This window comes from uncultured Kluyvera sp., assembly GCF_902485085.1.
GTDB lineage: Bacteria > Pseudomonadota > Gammaproteobacteria > Enterobacterales > Enterobacteriaceae > Kluyvera > Kluyvera ascorbata.
The window spans coordinates 1-17,856 of record NZ_CABTJS010000084.1; the positions used below are offsets into that span (position 1 = coordinate 1).

Sequence of the window (17,856 nt, forward strand, 5' to 3'; positions counted from 1 at the left end):
CAAGGCGTTGCATAGGTCGGGTCTCAGTCCAGGGCATAGCGAGTCTCCTCTTCTATGCCAGTTATAACTGTTACCCATGTATCCGGTCTAAAGTGTTACCTATGTTTCCGGTTTGTACCGCAGCGACGCCGGGTTTCATCATTTGTTACAGTGTCACCAACAGCACATCAACGCCGCTATTCCCGGCAATCGCTTTGGCCGAGCAGGTGGCGCGTGAGAAGAAGCTTTGGTTATGGTTACCACAGATAACCAGGTCAACCTGGTGATTCTGGCAGAATGCTTTGACGTGATCGCACAGCTCACCCGAGGCAATATGGCTTTTCCAGATAGGGTAGTGGGTAGAGTCAGAAAGGCTTTGCAGAAATTGATGCGTTTCTTCCTGCATCAATTCACGCAGATTTTCCAGCATTGGTGCAGCCAGCTGGTTGTACATCTCCGGGTCAGTTGACAGCGTTATCAAACTAATACGGGCACCGGCAGGCTCGGCGATTTCCACTGCTTTCCTTAGCAGCTCATGACTCTCTGGGGTAGGCGCAACGGCCACCAAAAGATGTGAGTAAGACATCAGACCTCCTTGCTTGAATGACACGCACTCGATCCTTCATCTCTTACTCTTTTTACCGCCTCGCTGCAAGCATTGGGGGGAGTATCGCTGTCTATAACTTAACCTAATACATTAGCAAGGTTTATGCGAATGACGGTATTAAAGGTGCGTAAATTGCATAAGCCGCACTGAATATATGATGTAACCAGTAAGGCGGATAAACATTTAATTTTTGCTGAAATATTGTTAATAAAAAGTAAATAACATGCAAATTAATTTGTGGCAAATGATTATATGTTTCAATTTGTTGAATTTAAAATGAATTTTATTTATTAGATGAAAGCATGATCTGTGATAATTTTTTCGCATCTGGCTCGCGTAAAGTCCCTCGTCCTGAATCTTTGTTAAATACTTTCGGTGAATGAATATCCGTTAGGCTGGAATAAAATAGCGATTTTTTTGCTTAAATAATACTCAAAATACAATTGAGACTGATGGATTGAGGGGCGAAATTTGATTTGATTTTGTGACGGAGATCACATAAATTTCAAATTAACAGCGAAGTAACATTGTATGTGTCACATCTGGCGAGTAAAGTTGCGTCGAATTAGGAAAAATCTTAGTAAATTGTAAGAAATGTTTAGGTTAGTCGGGCGAGAGGTCAACGCGCCGACCGACAACCCTGCAGAAAGATTCACCTAATCGGCTATGCATTTCGACCGATTTTTTTTATCGGGCCTTGCCCGACGACATCACGGGGTATGCGGTTTGACCGCATAAAGTACTAATTGGTTATTCGGGATGGGGAAAATGCATACATCCGAGTTGCTAAAGCACATTTATGACATCAATTTGTCTTACTTGCTTCTTGCACAGCGTTTGATTGGTCAGGATAAGGCTTCAGCTATGTTTCGTCTCGGCATCAACGAGGCCATGGCTAAAGTTCTTGGTGAACTGACTCTTCCGCAGATGGTGAAAATTGCGGAGACCAACCAGTTAGTTTGCCAGTTCCGTTTTGATGATGCTCAAAGCATCACCCGTCTTACGCAAGAGTCACGAGTTGACGACTTACAGCAGATTCATACCGGTATTCTGCTCTCCACCAGACTGCTGAATGAAGCCAGCCAATCAGGCGAACCTGCACGTAAGAAAAGGGCCTGAAAATGAGCGAAAAAAGCATTGTTCAGGAAGCCCGCGATATTCAGCTTGCTATGGAGTTGATAACGCTGGGCGCGCGTTTGCAGATGCTGGAAAGTGAAACCCAGCTCAGCCGTGGTCGTCTGATTAAGCTGTACAAAGAACTGCGCGGCAGCCCGCCTCCAAAAGGAATGCTGCCGTTTTCCACGGACTGGTTTATGACATGGGAACAGAATATTCACTCTTCCATGTTCTGTAATGCCTGGCAGTTTTTACTCAAAAGCGGACAGCGCTCTGGCGTGGACGCCGTGATTAAAGCCTACCGCTTGTACCTCGAACAATGTCCACAGCAGGATAACGGGCCGCTTCTGGCGCTGACTCGCGCATGGACGTTAGTCCGCTTTGTGGAAAGCGGAATGCTTGAACTCTCCAGCTGCCATTCCTGCGGCGGCAATTTCATTACTCATGCGCACCAGCCAGCGGGCAGCTTTGTTTGCAGCCTTTGCCAGCCACCATCTCGCGCAGTAAAAAGACGTAAACTTTCCGACAATCTTGCCGATAGTAATCCACAACTGCTGGATGAACAGATAGAGCAAGCTGTTTAACCCACACGGTGTGGATAAAACACTCCAGCAGCGGTCTTGATGATCGCTGCTTTTTTTTACCCGTCGGTTAGTGACTTTGCTCATCTGTCTCCACTCATGGTCAACGGTGGAAGGATGATAACGTGCTTATCTTAATAGGTTACCTGGTTGTTTTGGGGACAGTTTTCGGCGGCTACATGATGACCGGCGGACACCTTGGGGCACTGTATCAACCGGCCGAGCTGATTATCATCGGCGGGGCGGGGGTCGGGGCTTTTATCGTCGGGAACAACGGCAAGGCTATCAAGGGCACGCTTAAGGCGCTGCCGCTGCTGTTTCGTCGCTCGAAATACACAAAAACGATGTACATGGACCTGCTGGCACTGCTTTATCGTCTGATGGCGAAGTCGCGCCAGCAGGGGATGTTTTCGCTCGAACGCGATATTGAAAACCCCAAAGAGAGCGAAATTTTTGCCAGCTATCCGCGCATTCTTGCCGATAAAGTGATGCTGGAATTTATCGTCGACTATCTGCGTCTGATTATCAGCGGCAACATGAACACCTTCGAAATTGAAGCGCTGATGGACGAAGAAATTGAAACCCATGAAAGCGAATGTGAAGTTCCGGCGAACAGCCTGGCGCTGGTCGGCGACTCACTGCCGGCTTTCGGTATCGTCGCGGCGGTGATGGGGGTTGTTCACGCGCTGGGTTCAGCTGACAGACCCGCAGCAGAGCTTGGGGCGCTGATTGCCCACGCGATGGTGGGAACATTCCTTGGCATCTTACTGGCCTACGGATTTGTCTCTCCGTTAGCTAGCGTACTGCGCCAGAAAAGCGCAGAAACGACTAAAATGATGCAGTGCGTCAAAATTACGCTGCTGTCGAACCTCAACGGCTATGCACCGCCGATTGCCGTCGAGTTTGGCCGTAAAACCCTTTACACCAGCGAACGTCCTTCGTTCGTCGAGCTGGAAGAACATGTGCGTGCGGTGCGTAACCCGGCTGGCCAGCAGCAGACCACAACCGAGGACGCATGAAAAACCAATCGCATCCTATTGTCGTCGTAAAGCGGCGCAAACATAAATCGCACGGTAGCGCCCACGGCTCTTGGAAAATTGCCTATGCGGATTTCATGACCGCCATGATGGCCTTCTTTCTGGTGATGTGGCTTATCTCCATCTCAAGCCCGAAAGAGCTTATTCAGATTGCTGAGTATTTCCGTACCCCGTTGGCGACGGCTATCAGCGGTGGCCCTCGGATGGCGAACAGCGATAGCCCGATCCCCGGCGGCGGTGATGATGTCACCCAGCAGCAGGGGGAAGTGCAGAAACAGCCGAATATTGACGACCTGAAAAAACGGATGGAGACCAACCGTCTCAAACGGATTCGCGGTGAGCTGGACCAGCTGATTGAAGCTGACCCTAAACTGCGCGCGCTGCGCCCGCATCTGAAGATTGACCTGGTTCAGGAGGGGCTGCGTATTCAGATTATCGACAGCCAGAACCGACCAATGTTTAAAACAGGCAGTGCCGAAGTGGAACCGTATATGCGCGATATTTTGCGCGCGATAGCCCCGGTACTGAATGAAATACCGAACAAAGTCAGCCTGTCTGGGCACACGGATGATTACCCCTACGCTTCTGGCGAACGAGGCTACAGCAACTGGGAACTGTCGGCCGACCGCGCCAACGCCTCGCGCCGCGAGCTGGTTGCCGGCGGGCTGGATGATGGCAAAGTTTTGCGCGTTATCGGGATGTCTAACTCGATGCGCTTATCAGAGCACGGTGGCAACGATGCGATTAACCGTCGTATCAGCCTGCTGGTGCTGAATAACCAGGCTGAGCAGGCCATTCTCCATGAGAATGCCGAGAGCCAGAATGAACCTTTAAGCGTAATCCAGTCGCCGAATACCTCTTCAGCAGCGGCAGGGACTACGCCGCCACAACCCGACTCGAGGTGATAGCGTGAGCATGGATATCAGCGATTTTTATCAGACATTTTTTGATGAGGCCGATGAACTTCTGGCCGATATGGAACAGCATCTGCTGAACCTGGTAGTGGACGACCCTGATGCTGAACAGCTGAATGCTATTTTCCGCGCTGCGCACTCGATTAAAGGCGGCGCGGGAACCTTTGGCTTTACCGTGTTGCAGGAAACCACGCACCTGATGGAAAACCTGCTGGACGAGGCTCGTCGCGGGGAAATGCAGCTCAGCACCGATATTATCAACCTGTTTTTGGAAACCAAAGATATTATGCAGGAACAGCTCGACGCCTATAAAAGCTCCACCGAACCGGACGCTGCCAGCTTCGAATATATCTGCAATGCGCTGCGCCAATTGGCGCTGGAAGCGAAAGGTGAAAGTGTCCCTCCCGTGGCGGGTGGTGCGCGCTTAAGCGTGGTAGACAACGCAACGCAGCAGGCGGAGGTATCAGCTAACGCGGATGCATCGGCTGTTGCCGGGAAAAAACAGATTACGCTCTCACGCCTGAAGGCGGGCGAGCCGGATATGCTGGAAGAAGAGCTGAACAACCTGGCGACGTTAAGCCAGGTCAGCAAAACGGCCGATAGTTTAACCGCCGTGATAGAGGGCGGCGTGGACGAAGATGATATCGTCGCCGTGCTGTGCTTTGTCATCGAAGCCGATCAGATTGACTTTACTACCGCGCCTGCGGCCGAGGAGAAAGCGCAAGCCGAACCTGACGTAATGGAAGAAGTGGTCGCTGAACCGGTTGCCGCCGCAGTCGCAACGGCGGCTGCACCAAGCCCGGCTGCACCGCGCGCAGAACGCGAAAAACCAGCCGCCCGTAGCAGCGAATCGACCAGCATTCGCGTCGCGGTAGAAAAAGTTGACCAGTTGATTAACCTGGTTGGTGAACTGGTTATCACCCAATCCATGCTGGCGCAGCGCTCAAACGCGCTTGATCCGGTATCGCACGGCGATCTGATTACCAGCATGGGGCAGTTGCAGCGCAACGCGCGTGACCTCCAGGAATCGGTGATGTCGATTCGTATGATGCCGATGGAGTATGTCTTTAGCCGCTTCCCACGCCTGGTTCGCGACCTGGCGGGCAAGCTTGGCAAACAGGTTGAACTGACGCTGATGGGCAGCTCAACCGAACTCGATAAAAGCCTGATTGAACGCATTATCGACCCGTTAACGCACCTGGTGCGTAACAGTCTCGACCACGGGATTGAACTGCCGGAAACGCGTCTCGCCGCCGGGAAATCGGCCGTGGGCAACCTGATTCTGTCCGCAGAACACCAGGGCGGTAACATCTGTATCGAAGTTACCGACGACGGCGCGGGGCTGAATCGCGAGCGTATTCTGGCGAAGGCGATGTCGCAGGGCATGGCGGTAAATGAAAGCATGACCGATGAAGAGGTCGGGATGCTGATTTTTGCGCCGGGCTTCTCGACGGCAGAGCAGGTGACTGACGTCTCCGGGCGCGGCGTGGGAATGGACGTGGTGAAACGTAACATCCAGGAGATGGGCGGCCACGTTGAGATCCAGTCGAAGCAAGGTTCCGGTACCACCATCCGCATCTTGCTGCCGCTGACGCTGGCGATACTGGATGGTATGTCGGTCAAAGTCAGCGAAGAGGTCTTTATCCTACCGCTTAACGCGGTGATGGAGTCGCTGCAGCCGCGCGAAGAAGATCTGCATCCGCTGGCGGGCGGCGAGCGCGTGCTGGAAGTCCGCGGTGAATATCTGCCGCTGGTGGAACTGTGGAAAGCGTTTGAGGTTCAAGGGGCGAAAACCGAAGCGACGCAGGGCATTGTGGTTATCCTGCAAAGCGCGGGGCGTCGCTATGCGCTGCTGGTGGATCAACTGATTGGTCAGCATCAGGTGGTGGTGAAAAACCTTGAAAGCAACTATCGCAAAGTGCCGGGTATTTCCGCGGCCACCATTCTTGGCGACGGCAGCGTCGCGCTGATTGTCGATGTCTCTGCCTTGCAGGGGCTCAACCGTGAAAAACGTCTGGCGAGCACCGCCGCCTGATACGCAGAAATAAGGGAACAACATGACCGGTATGACGAATGTAACAAAGCTGGCGGGTGAACCGACTGGGCAAGAATTCCTGGTATTTACGCTGGGCAATGAAGAGTACGGCATCGATATTCTGAAGGTGCAGGAGATTCGTGGCTACGATCAGGTGACGCGCATTGCGAACACCCCGGCCTTTATTAAAGGCGTGACCAATCTACGTGGCGTGATTGTGCCGATTGTTGACCTACGCGTGAAGTTCAGCCAGGAAGACGTCGAGTACAATGACAATACGGTGGTTATCGTGCTGAATCTCGGTCAACGTGTTGTGGGTATCGTTGTGGACGGCGTGTCCGATGTTCTTTCTCTGGCCGCCGAGCAGATTCGCCCGGCGCCGGAGTTTGCCGTAACGCTTTCTACCGAATATCTGACCGGGCTTGGCGCATTGGGCGACCGTATGCTGATTCTGGTGAATATTGAGAAGCTGCTCAATAGCGAAGAGATGGCATTGCTGGATAGCGCGGCAAGCCACGCTGCATAATGGGCACAGGGTTCATCGTCATAAAACGATGAACCCTGTTTTTCCGCTGAAGTTGAATATTTAAAATTTGTGATTTTAATACCTACCTGGTTCTCAATTCCTGATAACACCCACTTTATTTTATTTATGATTTATGCACCTCGATAAAATATAAATATTCTCAAAGTGAATAATTCAATCAAATCAATAGAATTAATATATCAATAATTTCAATTTTTGCGATTGGGGTATATCGCAAATTCATTGGGTGTAAATGAAATCAACCTGAGTTGACGATAGATTAGCGCGCTATGAAAAAATAATGTTAATGTAATTAATGATATTGGTAGTCGGTGTTGTTTTTTAATGTACTGTAATTATTAATAAATGGTTTATCATTTATAATTAGCAATACTTATATCTATATTTGAATTAGCTTATTCATAAATTGAATTCTAAATTCATCAAACTGTAAAAATATAATCATTATGTGATTGCTGGAAAGGAAATAATTCTTAGTGATCGTTGTCTTATTTTTTATTGTTCCGCGTAGTAAATAGAATCTTTCTGCAATTAATATTTCCCTCGTGGAGAGAACGCTTTCTTTCCCACTTATAAATTTAACGTTATCAAAAAACATAATCTTAAATATTGATTAAGGGATTTCTATGCGCGTAAAAAAAGTAATGATTAAACCCTCTATTATCGCTCTGGCCATTACCTCTGCGGTAGGCGATCCGGCATATGCGCTGGCTGCCAGCGGCGACTTCGCCTCGCCAGCCTATACGGCGACGCAAACTAAAGGTGAGATGGTTTATCAGGGCGATGACACGGCAATTTCTATTATGGGTTCCATTCGCCTGTATGCCAAAGACGACTCCGCGCATAGCGTAGAACATAATATCCAGAACAACGATTCACGTCTGGGCGTCGCGCTGCGTCAGAAAATTAATGATAAAGGCTATTATGCCGCCGGTTATTATGAAACTGGTATGCACGGTCTGGATTCCGCGACTGACGATCAGGGTAACGATGTTTATACCCGCCAGGCCTATGCCGGTTTAGGAAACGATGAATACGGTGTTATTACCTTCGGTAAACAATACGCGCCAACTGACTGGGGTTTGGGTATTGATACGACTTACGCTTATGGCGGTAAGGCAAAACATGACACTGCCGGGATGTCGACCGATATTGTTAACTCGGCAGCGATTTACTATTACAACACCAAAGCATTTACCGTTGGCGTGATGGGCCAGGGAAATGATGATGTGGATAGCATTGGATTTGGCAGCGGCTACGGCGATGGCCCGGATATGCATGATGCCTATCATGATGGTTCTGCTACCGTACATGGCGGCGGTGCGCTGGCGGCGCAATATCGCTTTGATAACGGCTTCTCTATTTCTGGCGCGGCGGCATATAACAACTATACGGTGAATCAGGGAACGGAAACGATCAACGAAGATTACGGTACGACAGGCGGCACCGTACCGGTTACCTATGTTACCGGCCCATCCTATGACGGTAATACTTACTCCATGGGGATGAACGCCAAATACACCGCGAACTTCGACGGTTTCACCTGGTATAACGCCGCGCAGGCTACCTATTACATCAACAAAGTTGATGACGTTAATGCGGCAAGAAGCGGTACGAGCAATGCCACCGATGACCAGGAAACGATTCTCGGTCTGGAATATGCGTCCCAGTTTAAAATTACGCCGGAGTGGAGCGTATACGCTAACTTTGACTGGACCGAAGGCGGTGACGCGATGGACGGCCAGCACTTCCAGTCCACGACGTTAGGTACCGATTACTGGTTAGGCAAAAATGCCGTCACTTATATTGAATACGGCTATGAGAAAGCCAGCGGCAATACGGATGACAGTTATAACGTTTCCGATCATCTTGCTGCGGTCGGTATGCGTATCTTTATCTAAACCCTGTTTTATCCCGTCTCTGGCCAGTGAGGCGGGCTTTTTCATTGCGCTTGAGTATTTGCTTTTGGGTCGTCGGGGGAAGGGGAGTCAACTTCAGGGCGGCTGTGATAGGTTTTTGTTGGATTTAGCCAGACCCTGGGGTCTGGCTTTTGTTTGAGTGCATTTCCCGGCCAAGCGAAGCGCTGCCGGGAACGGCTCAAATATTACATATTCTGCTGCACAACCTCAGGCTCAACTTCTTCGAGCTGACCTTCGTTCTGCGACAGCATCGCCGTCGCCACGCCGTTACCCAGCACGTTAATCGCCGAACGACCCATATCAAGGAAGTGGTCGATACCCATCAGCAGCAGGATACCCGCCACCGGAATATTAAAGCTCGGGATGGTGGCTGCCAGCACGACCAACGCAGAGCGCGGTACCCCGGCGATGCCTTTGGAAGCCAGCATCAGCGTCAGCATCAGCACGGCAATCTCAGAGAAGCTCAGGTGGATGTTGTACGCCTGGGCGATAAACATCGAAGCAAATGAGCAGTACACCATCGACCCGACCAGGTTAAATGAATAACCAATCGGCAGTACGAACGACACGATATTGCGCGAGCAGCCGAACTTGGTCAGCTGTTCCAGCGTTTTCGGGTAGGCCGCTTCAGAGCTGCTGGTAGTAAACGCCACCAGTACCGGGTCTTTCAGCATGCCGAGCAGACGGAAAACGTCTTTCTTAAGCACCATGTAGCCCAGCGCAACCAGCACGCAGCAGGTCAACAGAATAGCCACATAGTAACCGCCGATGAACGAGGCGTAGTTCAGCAGGATCCCCAAACCTTCCGTCGCAATCACCGAAGAGATCGCGGCGAAAATAGCCAGCGGCGCAACGTACATCACGTAACCGGTGACCTTCAGCATGATATGGGAAACCACATCCAGCGCGGCAACTAACGGGGCGTTGAACTTCTGTCCCAGCGACGCGCCGCCAATACCGAAGAACATCGAGAACACCACAATCTGCAGGATTTCGTTATCCGCCATCGCGCCAACGATACTGGTTGGGATTGTGTGGGAAAGGAAACCTTTCAGGCTCATACCGCTGACGGCGAGGCCAGTATCAACGGTATCTTTGGGAATGGCCAGATTCAGACCGCTGCCAGGGTGCTGCAGCGTCACAATAAACAGGCCAACCAGAATAGACAGCACCGAAGAGCTGATAAACCAGACCATCGCTTTACCACCGACGCGACCGATCGTCGAGGTCTCGCCGAGCTTCATGATCCCAACCGTCAGGGTACTGAAGACTAACGGTGCGATGACCATTTTGATTAAGCGTAAGAAGATATCGGTAAGCAGCGTGATGTTACTGGACCAGACTTGAATGGTGGTTGCGGATGCGTAGGAATGGATCATTGCGCCAGTCAGAATGCCTGCCAGCATGAAAATCACGATAAAAACCGTGAGTTTATTTGCGTTTGCCACGAAAAAATACCCCGTCAGATTACAAAAGTGTCTTGCGATGAAAAATGCTTTTTTAGTTATGTAATGTCATTAATCATTCACCACATAAATTGTATGAAAGTGAGGTGATTTACAACTTTTTTTTATGATTTATAAAAAACGTTGTTATTCAGTGACTCGCGTCAGCACCGCATCAACCCTCAGATTTTTACTCGCCCGGCACTTAAGTTTCTTTTTGGGATGCCGATAACAGCCGTAACAAGTCATAGAGAAGGTGCTGTATGTTAAACCGTATCCGCGTTGTCACGCTGCTGATGTTGGTGCTGGTCGTCTTCGCACTTTTGCAGCTGGTCTCCGGGGGCTTTTTGTTCTCCTCGTTGCACCAGAACCAACAAAGCTTTGCATTATCTAATACGCTTCGAACCCAACAGGCAGAGCTCACGAAGTCGTGGGATCTGTTATTGCAAACCCGTATCAACCTGAGCCGTTCTTCGGCCAGGATGATGATGGATACCGCCAATCAGCAGAGCAGCGCAAAAACCGAACTGCTGAAAAATGCGCGTACCACCCTTGAGCAGGCGGCAGGTCATTTCGCGCGTTTCAGCGAAACGCCCGCGCTTCCCGCGATGAGTGATACCAGCCAGCAGGTCACGAAAACCTACCAGAACTACTATGCTGCCTTACAGGAGCTGGTGGGGTTCCTGGAAAACGGCAATATGGATGCCTACTTCGCTCAGCCAACGCAGGGAATGCAAAACGCGTTGGGTGACGCGATGACTCAGTATGCGACCCAAAGCGAAGGCCTCTATCAGCACGCATTTACCACCAGTAGCCGCGATTACCAGATTGCCCGCTGGCAACTGCTGGTACTGGCGGTGGTTCTGGTTATCGTGATGGTGGGCGCGTGGTTTGGTATTCGCGCCATTCTGCTTAAACCGCTGGCATCGGTCATGGGCCATATCCGCCATATTGCGGCGGGCGATCTGACCCAAAGTCTGACGCTGCGCGGACGCAACGAAATCACCGAACTGGCGGGAACCGTCAGTCATATGCAAGCCTCACTTATCGATACCGTAACGCATGTGCGGGAAGGTGCCGAGGCGATTTATCACGGCACCAGTGAAATTGCCGCCGGGAACAACGACCTGTCGGCGCGAACCGAGCAGCAGTCTGCTTCCCTCGAAGAGACGGCTGCCAGCATGGAACAGCTGACGGCGACCGTGAAGCAGAACGCCGAAAACGCCCGTCAGGCCTCGCATCTGGCGCAAAGCGCTTCTGAGACCGCCCAGCGCGGCGGCAACGTGGTCAACGGCGTGGTGAACACCATGCACGAAATTGCCGCCAGTTCGCAGAAAATCTCCGATATTACCGGCGTTATCGACGGTATTGCCTTCCAGACCAATATTCTGGCGCTGAATGCCGCCGTCGAAGCGGCGCGCGCGGGTGAACAGGGCCGCGGCTTTGCCGTCGTCGCCGGAGAAGTGCGTAATCTGGCAAGCCGCAGCGCGCAGGCGGCAAAAGAGATCAAAGCCTTAATTGAAGATTCCGTCTCCAGGGTCGATACCGGTTCTGTGCTGGTAGAAAGCGCAGGCGAGACCATGACCGATATTGTGAATGCCGTCACCCGCGTGACCGACATTATGGGCGAAATCGCCTCTGCTTCAGATGAACAGAGTCGCGGTATCGACCAGGTGGCGATAGCCGTCGCAGAAATGGACAGCGTCACCCAACAAAACGCCGCGCTGGTGGAAGAGTCGGCAACCGCCGCCGCCGCGCTGGAAGATCAGGCCGAACGTCTGAACCAAGCCGTTGCGACTTTCCGTCTTAACGTAGCGTCCGCACAGCATGCAACAAAAGCGGCTCAGGCACCGACAGTGGCAAAACGCCTCGCGTCGAGTCCCGAACGCAGTACCGATACTAACTGGGAAACATTTTAATTTTATCTGCGGTCTTTGCCGCCTTTAGGAGTGTGGTGATGCTTTATCGTATTCGAATCTCTACCACGTTGTTTCTGATTTTGATTCTCTGCGGCATTTTGCAGATTGGCAGTAACGGACTCTCTTTCTGGGCTTTTCGCGATGGGCAGCAAAACATTAATCAGATAGACCAGAGCAGCCAGCAGTTGAATACCCTAACGGAATCGCGCGCTGCGATGCTGCAGGCCAGCACGATGCTGAACAAAGCCGGCACGCTGACGGCGCTGAGCTATCCGCCGGATGAAGTGCGTGGCATCGTTGATGACGTGAAACAGAATCTGTCGCAGGCCGATGCGCTATTCCAGGGCTTTATGGCGCTGCCGCTGATGAGTGAGCACGATAAAGAACTCCAGGCTCAGACGGCGACAACCTTCACCGCCTGGCATGAAATGTTAGCGCACCAGACGGCATGGCTTGAGAACAACCAGCTGTCTGAGTTTGTTGCGGCACCGGTGCAGAAATCGCAGGACCAGTTTGATAACGACTACGAAAGCTGGCGCAAAAATATCGAGACCTACGTGGCTTCCGCTGAACGCGAAAGCCAAAGCGATTATCAGCGTTCGACCATTACCTTTATTGGCATGGTGATTATCTCTGTGCTCATCACCGTCGGTGCGCTGTGGTGGGTGCGCCATATGGTGGTCAAGCCAATGGATATCATCAGCAGCCATTTTGACAATATTGCCCACGGCAACCTGGCGCGTCCGATTGCCGTCTACGGTAAGAACGAAATCAGCGCCATCTTTGCCGGTCTAAAAACCATGCAGCAATCGCTGCGTGACACCGTCGGCCAGGTGCGCGAAGGCAGCTATGCGATGCATACCGGCATTTCGGAAATCGCCGCAGGGAATAACGATCTCTCCTCACGCACCGAACAGCAGGCGGCATCGCTGGCGGAGACTGCCGCCAGTATGGAGCAGTTGACGGCAACGGTGAGCCAAAACGCCGATAACGCCCGCCAGGCTTCAAATCTGGCTCACGGTGCGGCGGATACGGCGAAGCGCGGCGGTGAGCAAGCCTCCCATGTGGCTCGGACAATGCAGAACATTGCCACCAGTTCGCGCAAGATTAGCGACATTATCAGCGTGATTGACGGTATTGCCTTCCAGACCAACATTCTGGCGCTGAACGCGGCGGTGGAAGCCGCGCGTGCCGGTGAACAAGGGCGTGGGTTCGCCGTTGTGGCCGGTGAAGTGCGCAACCTGGCAAGCCGTAGCGCACAGGCAGCAAAAGAGATCAAAGGGCTAATTGAAGAGTCGGTTGCCCGCGTGCAGGAAGGTTCCGCACTGGTGGAAACCTCCGCGAATACCATGACCGAGATTGTGCAGTCCGTCACCCGCGTAAACGACATCATGGGTGAAATCGCCTCCGCTTCTGACGAGCAGCGTCGCGGAATTGAACAGGTGGCGCAGGCGGTAACGCAGATGGACCAGGTCACCCAGCAGAACGCCTCGCTGGTGGAAGAGGGCGCGGCGGCCACGCAGCAGTTGGCCGATCAGGCCGATCGCCTGACCAACGTCGTATCGGTATTTTCGCTGGAAGAAATCAAAGCAGCGGCGCCGCGCGAAAGCGTAGAGCTGGCTGCGGTACCCGCAGTTTCGTGAATGATGTGATGTAAGAAGGCGCTATGACTGTATCTCTGCCAAATGGGCAATCGCAACTACTGAGCCAACTGACACAGCGCCTGACGCTCACCGACGGACAATTCCGTCGGATCTGTCAACTGATCTACCAGCGCGCTGGGATCGTGCTGGCCGATCATAAGCGTGACATGGTTTATAACCGCCTGGTGCGGCGTCTACGCACGCTGAACCTTGACGACTTTGGTCACTATCTCAGCCTGCTGGAGGCCAACGGCGACAGCCCCGAGTGGCAGGCATTTATTAACTCGCTCACCACGAACCTGACGGCATTTTTCCGTGAGGCGCACCATTTTCCGACGCTTGCCGAGCATGCGGCGCGTCGGCAGGGGGAGTATCGGGTGTGGAGCGCAGCGGCATCGACGGGCGAGGAACCTTACTCCATCGCCATCACCCTTGCCGATACGCTCGGAACCGCGCCGGGCCGCTGGAAGGTGTTTGCCAGCGATATCGACACCGAAGTGCTGGAGAAAGCGCAGAGCGGTATTTACCGCATGGACGAGCTGAAAACGCTCTCCCAGCAGCAGCTGCAGCGCTATTTCATGCGCGGAACCGGGCCACATTCTGGCCTGGTACGTGTGCGTTCTGAGCTGGCGAACTACGTGGACTTTTCCACGCTGAATTTGCTGAATGCTCACTACAACATACCCGGGCCGTTTGATGCGATCTTCTGTCGCAACGTGATGATCTATTTCGATAAGACCACGCAGCAGGAGATCCTTAAACGCTTTGTCCCGCTGCTGAAACCGGACGGGCTGCTGTTTGCCGGACATTCGGAAAACTTTAGCCATCTTGCCCGTGAGTTCAGCCTGCGTGGACAAACGGTCTATGCGTTAAGTAAGGGAAGAACATGAAAAAAATAAGGGTCCTCTCCGTCGATGATTCCGCGCTGATGCGGCAAATCATGACGGAAATTATCAACGAGCATGACGACATGGAGATGGTCGCCACCGCGCCCGACCCGCTGGTGGCTCGTGACCTGATAAAAAAATTTAATCCTGATGTATTAACGCTGGACGTGGAAATGCCGCGCATGGATGGCCTCGATTTCCTCGAAAAACTGATGCGTCTGCGCCCGATGCCGGTGGTGATGGTGTCTTCGCTGACCGGGAAAGGTTCGGAAGTCACGCTACGCGCGCTGGAGCTGGGGGCGGTGGATTTTGTCACCAAGCCGCAGCTTGGTATTCGCGAAGGAATGCTGGCTTACAGCGAAACCATTGCCGAGAAGGTGCGTGCCGCTTCGCGAGCACGTATTAGCGCCCATAAGCCGCTGCCAGCCCCGGTGACGCTTAAAGCCGGTCCGCTGCTGAGCTCTGAAAAATTGATTGCCATTGGTGCCTCTACGGGGGGTACCGAGGCGATTCGTCATGTGCTGCAGCCGCTGCCGCTTTCAAGCCCCGCGTTGCTGATAACCCAGCACATGCCGCCGGGCTTTACCCGCTCGTTCGCCGAGCGTTTGAACAAGCTGTGCCAGATAACGGTAAAAGAAGCCGAGGACGGCGAGCGCGTCCTGCCGGGCCATGCCTACATTGCGCCGGGCGATAAACATATGGAGCTCGCGCGTAGCGGGGCCAACTATCAAATCAAAATTCACGACGGGCCGCCGGTTAATCGCCATCGCCCGTCGGTTGATGTGCTGTTTCATTCGGTTGCGAAGCACGCGGGGCGTAACGCCGTGGGGGTCATCCTCACCGGCATGGGCAACGACGGTGCGGCCGGGATGCATGCCATGTTTCAGGCGGGTGCCTGGACCATTGCGCAGAATGAAGCCAGTTGTGTGGTGTTCGGCATGCCGCGTGAGGCCATCAATACCGGTGGCGTCAGCGAAGTGGTCGATCTTAGCCAGGTAAGCCAGCAGATGCTGGCAAAAATCAGTGCCGGACAGGCAATACGTATTTGATCAGGAGAATTATTTTATGGCGGATAAAGAGCTTAAGTTTTTGGTTGTGGATGACTTTTCCACCATGCGTCGCATCGTACGCAACCTGTTAAAAGAGCTGGGATTTAACAACGTTGAAGAAGCGGAAGACGGCGTGGATGCGCTGAATAAGCTGCAGGCGGGCGGGTTTGGCTTCGTGATTTCTGACTGGAACATGCCGAACATGGATGGCCTCGAGCTGCTGAAAACCATTCGTGCCGATGGCGCAATGGCGGCCATGCCGGTGTTGATGGTAACGGCTGAAGCGAAAAAAGAGAACATCATTGCTGCCGCACAGGCAGGGGCCAGTGGCTATGTGGTGAAACCGTTTACCGCCGCGACGCTGGAAGAGAAGCTGAACAAAATCTTCGAGAAACTGGGCATGTAAGGTGACGAACATGATGCAATCTTCCATCAAGCCCGGCGATGAACACTCTGCCGCGGATATTATCAGCCGTATTGGCAATCTGACCCGTATGCTGCGCGACAGTTTGCGCGAGTTGGGTCTGGACCAGGCGATTGCGGAAGCGGCAGAGGCGATTCCCGATGCCCGCGATCGTCTCGATTACGTGGTACAGATGACCGCTCAGGCGGCTGAACGCGCGCTTAACAGCGTTGAGGCATCGCAGCCGCATCAGGATGAAATGGAGAAGGGCGCAAAAGCATTGACCAAGCGTTGGGATGAATGGTTTGAAAACCCGATTGAGCTTGCCGATGCTCGCGAACTGGTGACCGATACGCGCAAATACCTTGGCGATGTGCCGGGTCATACCAGCTTTACCAACGCGCAGCTGCTCGACATCATGATGGCGCAGGATTTCCAGGATCTGACGGGTCAGGTTATCAAGCGCATGATGGATGTGATTCAGGAGATCGAACGTCAGCTGCTGATGGTTCTGCTGGAGAACATCCCGGAACAGGGCGCACGCCAGAAGCGTGAAAACGACAGCCTGCTTAACGGACCACAGGTCGACACCTCCAAAGCCGGCGTAGTTGCCAGCCAGGATCAGGTAGACGACCTGCTGGACAGCCTCGGCTTCTAAGCCACTGTAGCCCGGCTGAGCGAATGCGACGCCGGGAAATCCCGCTTCACCCCTATCTGCATTTCCCGAAAATGAAACCAGCGTCACGCTGGCTTACGCCTGAGTGCCACTCCGATATATAGACTTGTCATAATTATTACGCTTAAATAGTTATCAATGAGACCTGCAACAATATTTATTTTTTAATCCTTGCTATTAGTTAAGGTCGGAATGTTATTTCCCAAATAAAATCGGGAGTGCTCATGCGGATATTACGAGATAGTGATTTTTTTCACTCTGATCAACATGCGTTTTGCCTTTTTACGATGAATAATCAGCTAATGGAAGGCGTGCATGGGCATGAATTTGATGAGCTGGTTATTGTTCGCGATGGCAGCGGGTTTCATATTGTTAATGATATTGTCCACTTTATTTGTAAGGGTGATTTCTTTATCGTTACAAAGAATGATACGCACAGCTATGTTTCCACTAATCATCTCTCGGTGATTAATATATTAATCCGCAGAAATCATAACTTTCATTTTTTACAGCATATCGACACTCTGCTGCAATGCGTGAAAACGCAGCTGCAGTCACGCAACGACCGCACCCTGACCTCGAGGGCGCTGGCCAACATCGAGGCCTGGAGCGACCAGATTGTTTCTCGTAACGAGAACGACTACGACGCGCTCTATTTTTCGCAGTGTGAAGCGGCATTCCTCAACGTTGTCAACACGCTTTGTCAGTGCGGACGCCAGACGGAGGTGCTTAACGCGGAAGAGAGAGGACAGGCGAGTCTTATCAGGACGCTAAAATCTAACAGCCTTCGGCAGCTCGACTGGGGGGCACTTAGCGATGAAAGCGGCGTCGCGCGACGCACGATGTTTCGCTTTATTAAACGCATTACCGGCTATACCCCGGTAAGATTCCAGATGCTGTTTCGGGTTCTTAAAGCTCAGGAGCTGTTACGGACTACTGATAAAACGGTGAGCGAAATAGCCGCCCGCTGCGGTTTTATGAATGGAATCAGATTAACCGAATCATACCGGCGATATTTTAATTATTCTCCGACTCATGAACGGGAACTACATTCTCGCGTGTTAACGCGGATCTGATTTTCGGCTAATAACGACAATAA

Annotated in this window: 16 protein-coding genes; 14 read left to right on the forward strand and 2 right to left on the reverse strand. The window is 52.3% G+C overall.

The annotated features are described in order from the left end of the window. Positions 1 to 145: 145 nt before the first annotated feature. Positions 146 to 565 (reverse strand): universal stress protein UspC, encoded by a 420-nt coding sequence (gene uspC / locus RDN66_RS09770; RefSeq protein WP_035897208.1) that lies wholly within the window; start codon positions 563 to 565, stop codon positions 146 to 148. A gap of 789 nt (positions 566 to 1,354) precedes the next feature. Between uspC and flhD the strand changes: the two genes are divergently transcribed. The 7 genes from flhD to RDN66_RS09805 all read left to right on the forward strand — a co-directional run bounded on the left by flhD (position 1,355) and on the right by RDN66_RS09805 (position 8,717). Then, complete coding sequence (gene flhD, locus RDN66_RS09775; RefSeq protein WP_035897207.1) at positions 1,355 to 1,705, forward strand: flagellar transcriptional regulator FlhD; 351 nt, start codon at positions 1,355 to 1,357, stop codon at positions 1,703 to 1,705. Then, complete coding sequence (gene flhC / locus RDN66_RS09780; RefSeq protein WP_308537819.1) at positions 1,702 to 2,286, forward strand: flagellar transcriptional regulator FlhC; 585 nt, start codon at positions 1,702 to 1,704, stop codon at positions 2,284 to 2,286. Before flhD ends, flhC begins: the two co-directional genes overlap by 4 nt. 122 nt (positions 2,287 to 2,408) lie before the next feature. Continuing rightward, a complete protein-coding gene (motA, locus tag RDN66_RS09785) occupies positions 2,409 to 3,302 on the forward strand; it encodes a flagellar motor stator protein MotA (RefSeq protein WP_035897203.1) in 894 nt (297 codons plus the stop codon). After that, positions 3,299 to 4,225: a flagellar motor protein MotB gene (gene motB / locus RDN66_RS09790; RefSeq protein WP_115074046.1), complete on the forward strand. Its 927-nt coding sequence runs from the start codon at positions 3,299 to 3,301 to the stop codon at positions 4,223 to 4,225. The genes motA and motB overlap by 4 nt, the downstream gene beginning before the upstream one ends. Positions 4,226 to 4,229: 4 nt before the next feature. Then, positions 4,230 to 6,269: a chemotaxis protein CheA gene (gene cheA, locus RDN66_RS09795; protein WP_035895229.1), complete on the forward strand. Its 2,040-nt coding sequence runs from the start codon at positions 4,230 to 4,232 to the stop codon at positions 6,267 to 6,269. Positions 6,270 to 6,291: 22 nt separating this feature from the next. Continuing rightward, positions 6,292 to 6,795: a chemotaxis protein CheW gene (gene cheW, locus RDN66_RS09800; RefSeq protein WP_035895231.1), complete on the forward strand. Its 504-nt coding sequence runs from the start codon at positions 6,292 to 6,294 to the stop codon at positions 6,793 to 6,795. A 647-nt stretch (positions 6,796 to 7,442) separates the two neighbouring features. Then, complete coding sequence (locus RDN66_RS09805; protein ID WP_308537814.1) at positions 7,443 to 8,717, forward strand: porin; 1,275 nt, start codon at positions 7,443 to 7,445, stop codon at positions 8,715 to 8,717. Positions 8,718 to 8,920: 203 nt separating this feature from the next. Here RDN66_RS09805 and RDN66_RS09810 read toward each other — a convergent pair whose 3' ends face one another. Beyond that, on the reverse strand, positions 8,921 to 10,183 hold the full coding sequence (locus tag RDN66_RS09810; RefSeq protein ID WP_115074050.1) for a dicarboxylate/amino acid:cation symporter: 1,263 nt from the start codon (positions 10,181 to 10,183) through the stop codon (positions 8,921 to 8,923). Between the two features lie 260 nt (positions 10,184 to 10,443). On the opposite strand from RDN66_RS09810, the gene tar reads away from it, so the two are divergent. From tar to RDN66_RS09845, 7 genes are all read left to right on the forward strand, one after another. Continuing rightward, positions 10,444 to 12,099 (forward strand): methyl-accepting chemotaxis protein II, encoded by a 1,656-nt coding sequence (tar, locus tag RDN66_RS09815; RefSeq protein WP_035895234.1) that lies wholly within the window; start codon positions 10,444 to 10,446, stop codon positions 12,097 to 12,099. A 38-nt stretch (positions 12,100 to 12,137) separates the two neighbouring features. Next, positions 12,138 to 13,742, forward strand: a complete 1,605-nt coding sequence (locus RDN66_RS09820; RefSeq protein ID WP_035895236.1) for a methyl-accepting chemotaxis protein — start codon at positions 12,138 to 12,140, stop codon at positions 13,740 to 13,742. A gap of 23 nt (positions 13,743 to 13,765) precedes the next feature. Then, on the forward strand, positions 13,766 to 14,632 hold the full coding sequence (gene cheR, locus RDN66_RS09825; protein ID WP_035895238.1) for a protein-glutamate O-methyltransferase CheR: 867 nt from the start codon (positions 13,766 to 13,768) through the stop codon (positions 14,630 to 14,632). Beyond that, positions 14,629 to 15,678 carry a chemotaxis response regulator protein-glutamate methylesterase gene (locus RDN66_RS09830; RefSeq protein ID WP_035895240.1) on the forward strand — a complete coding sequence of 350 codons (1,050 nt, stop codon included), beginning with the start codon at positions 14,629 to 14,631 and terminating at the stop codon, positions 15,676 to 15,678. The genes cheR and RDN66_RS09830 overlap by 4 nt, the downstream gene beginning before the upstream one ends. Positions 15,679 to 15,694: 16 nt before the next feature. Next, on the forward strand, positions 15,695 to 16,084 hold the full coding sequence (gene cheY, locus RDN66_RS09835) for a chemotaxis response regulator CheY (RefSeq protein WP_024552273.1): 390 nt from the start codon (positions 15,695 to 15,697) through the stop codon (positions 16,082 to 16,084). A 10-nt stretch (positions 16,085 to 16,094) separates the two neighbouring features. Further along, a complete protein-coding gene (cheZ, locus tag RDN66_RS09840; RefSeq protein ID WP_035895243.1) occupies positions 16,095 to 16,739 on the forward strand; it encodes a protein phosphatase CheZ in 645 nt (214 codons plus the stop codon). Positions 16,740 to 16,981: 242 nt separating this feature from the next. Continuing rightward, positions 16,982 to 17,833, forward strand: a complete 852-nt coding sequence (locus RDN66_RS09845; RefSeq protein ID WP_035895244.1) for a helix-turn-helix domain-containing protein — start codon at positions 16,982 to 16,984, stop codon at positions 17,831 to 17,833. The last annotated feature ends 23 nt before the right edge of the window (positions 17,834 to 17,856 follow it).

Excerpts from the sequence above, each read along its gene's own strand:
- motB (WP_115074046.1), top strand. The coding sequence starts at position 3,299 with ATGAAAAACCAATCGCATCCTATTGTCGTCGTAAAGCGGCGCAAACAT.
- cheY (WP_024552273.1), top strand. The coding sequence starts at position 15,695 with ATGGCGGATAAAGAGCTTAAGTTTTTGGTTGTGGATGACTTTTCCACC.
- flhD (WP_035897207.1), top strand. The coding sequence starts at position 1,355 with ATGCATACATCCGAGTTGCTAAAGCACATTTATGACATCAATTTGTCT.
- RDN66_RS09830 (WP_035895240.1), top strand. The coding sequence starts at position 14,629 with ATGAAAAAAATAAGGGTCCTCTCCGTCGATGATTCCGCGCTGATGCGG.
- cheW (WP_035895231.1), top strand. The coding sequence starts at position 6,292 with ATGACCGGTATGACGAATGTAACAAAGCTGGCGGGTGAACCGACTGGG.
- uspC (WP_035897208.1), bottom strand. The coding sequence starts at position 565 with ATGTCTTACTCACATCTTTTGGTGGCCGTTGCGCCTACCCCAGAGAGT.
- RDN66_RS09845 (WP_035895244.1), top strand. The coding sequence starts at position 16,982 with ATGCGGATATTACGAGATAGTGATTTTTTTCACTCTGATCAACATGCG.
- RDN66_RS09820 (WP_035895236.1), top strand. The coding sequence starts at position 12,138 with ATGCTTTATCGTATTCGAATCTCTACCACGTTGTTTCTGATTTTGATT.
- tar (WP_035895234.1), top strand. The coding sequence starts at position 10,444 with ATGTTAAACCGTATCCGCGTTGTCACGCTGCTGATGTTGGTGCTGGTC.
- cheZ (WP_035895243.1), top strand. The coding sequence starts at position 16,095 with ATGATGCAATCTTCCATCAAGCCCGGCGATGAACACTCTGCCGCGGAT.
- cheR (WP_035895238.1), top strand. The coding sequence starts at position 13,766 with ATGACTGTATCTCTGCCAAATGGGCAATCGCAACTACTGAGCCAACTG.
- RDN66_RS09805 (WP_308537814.1), top strand. The coding sequence starts at position 7,443 with ATGCGCGTAAAAAAAGTAATGATTAAACCCTCTATTATCGCTCTGGCC.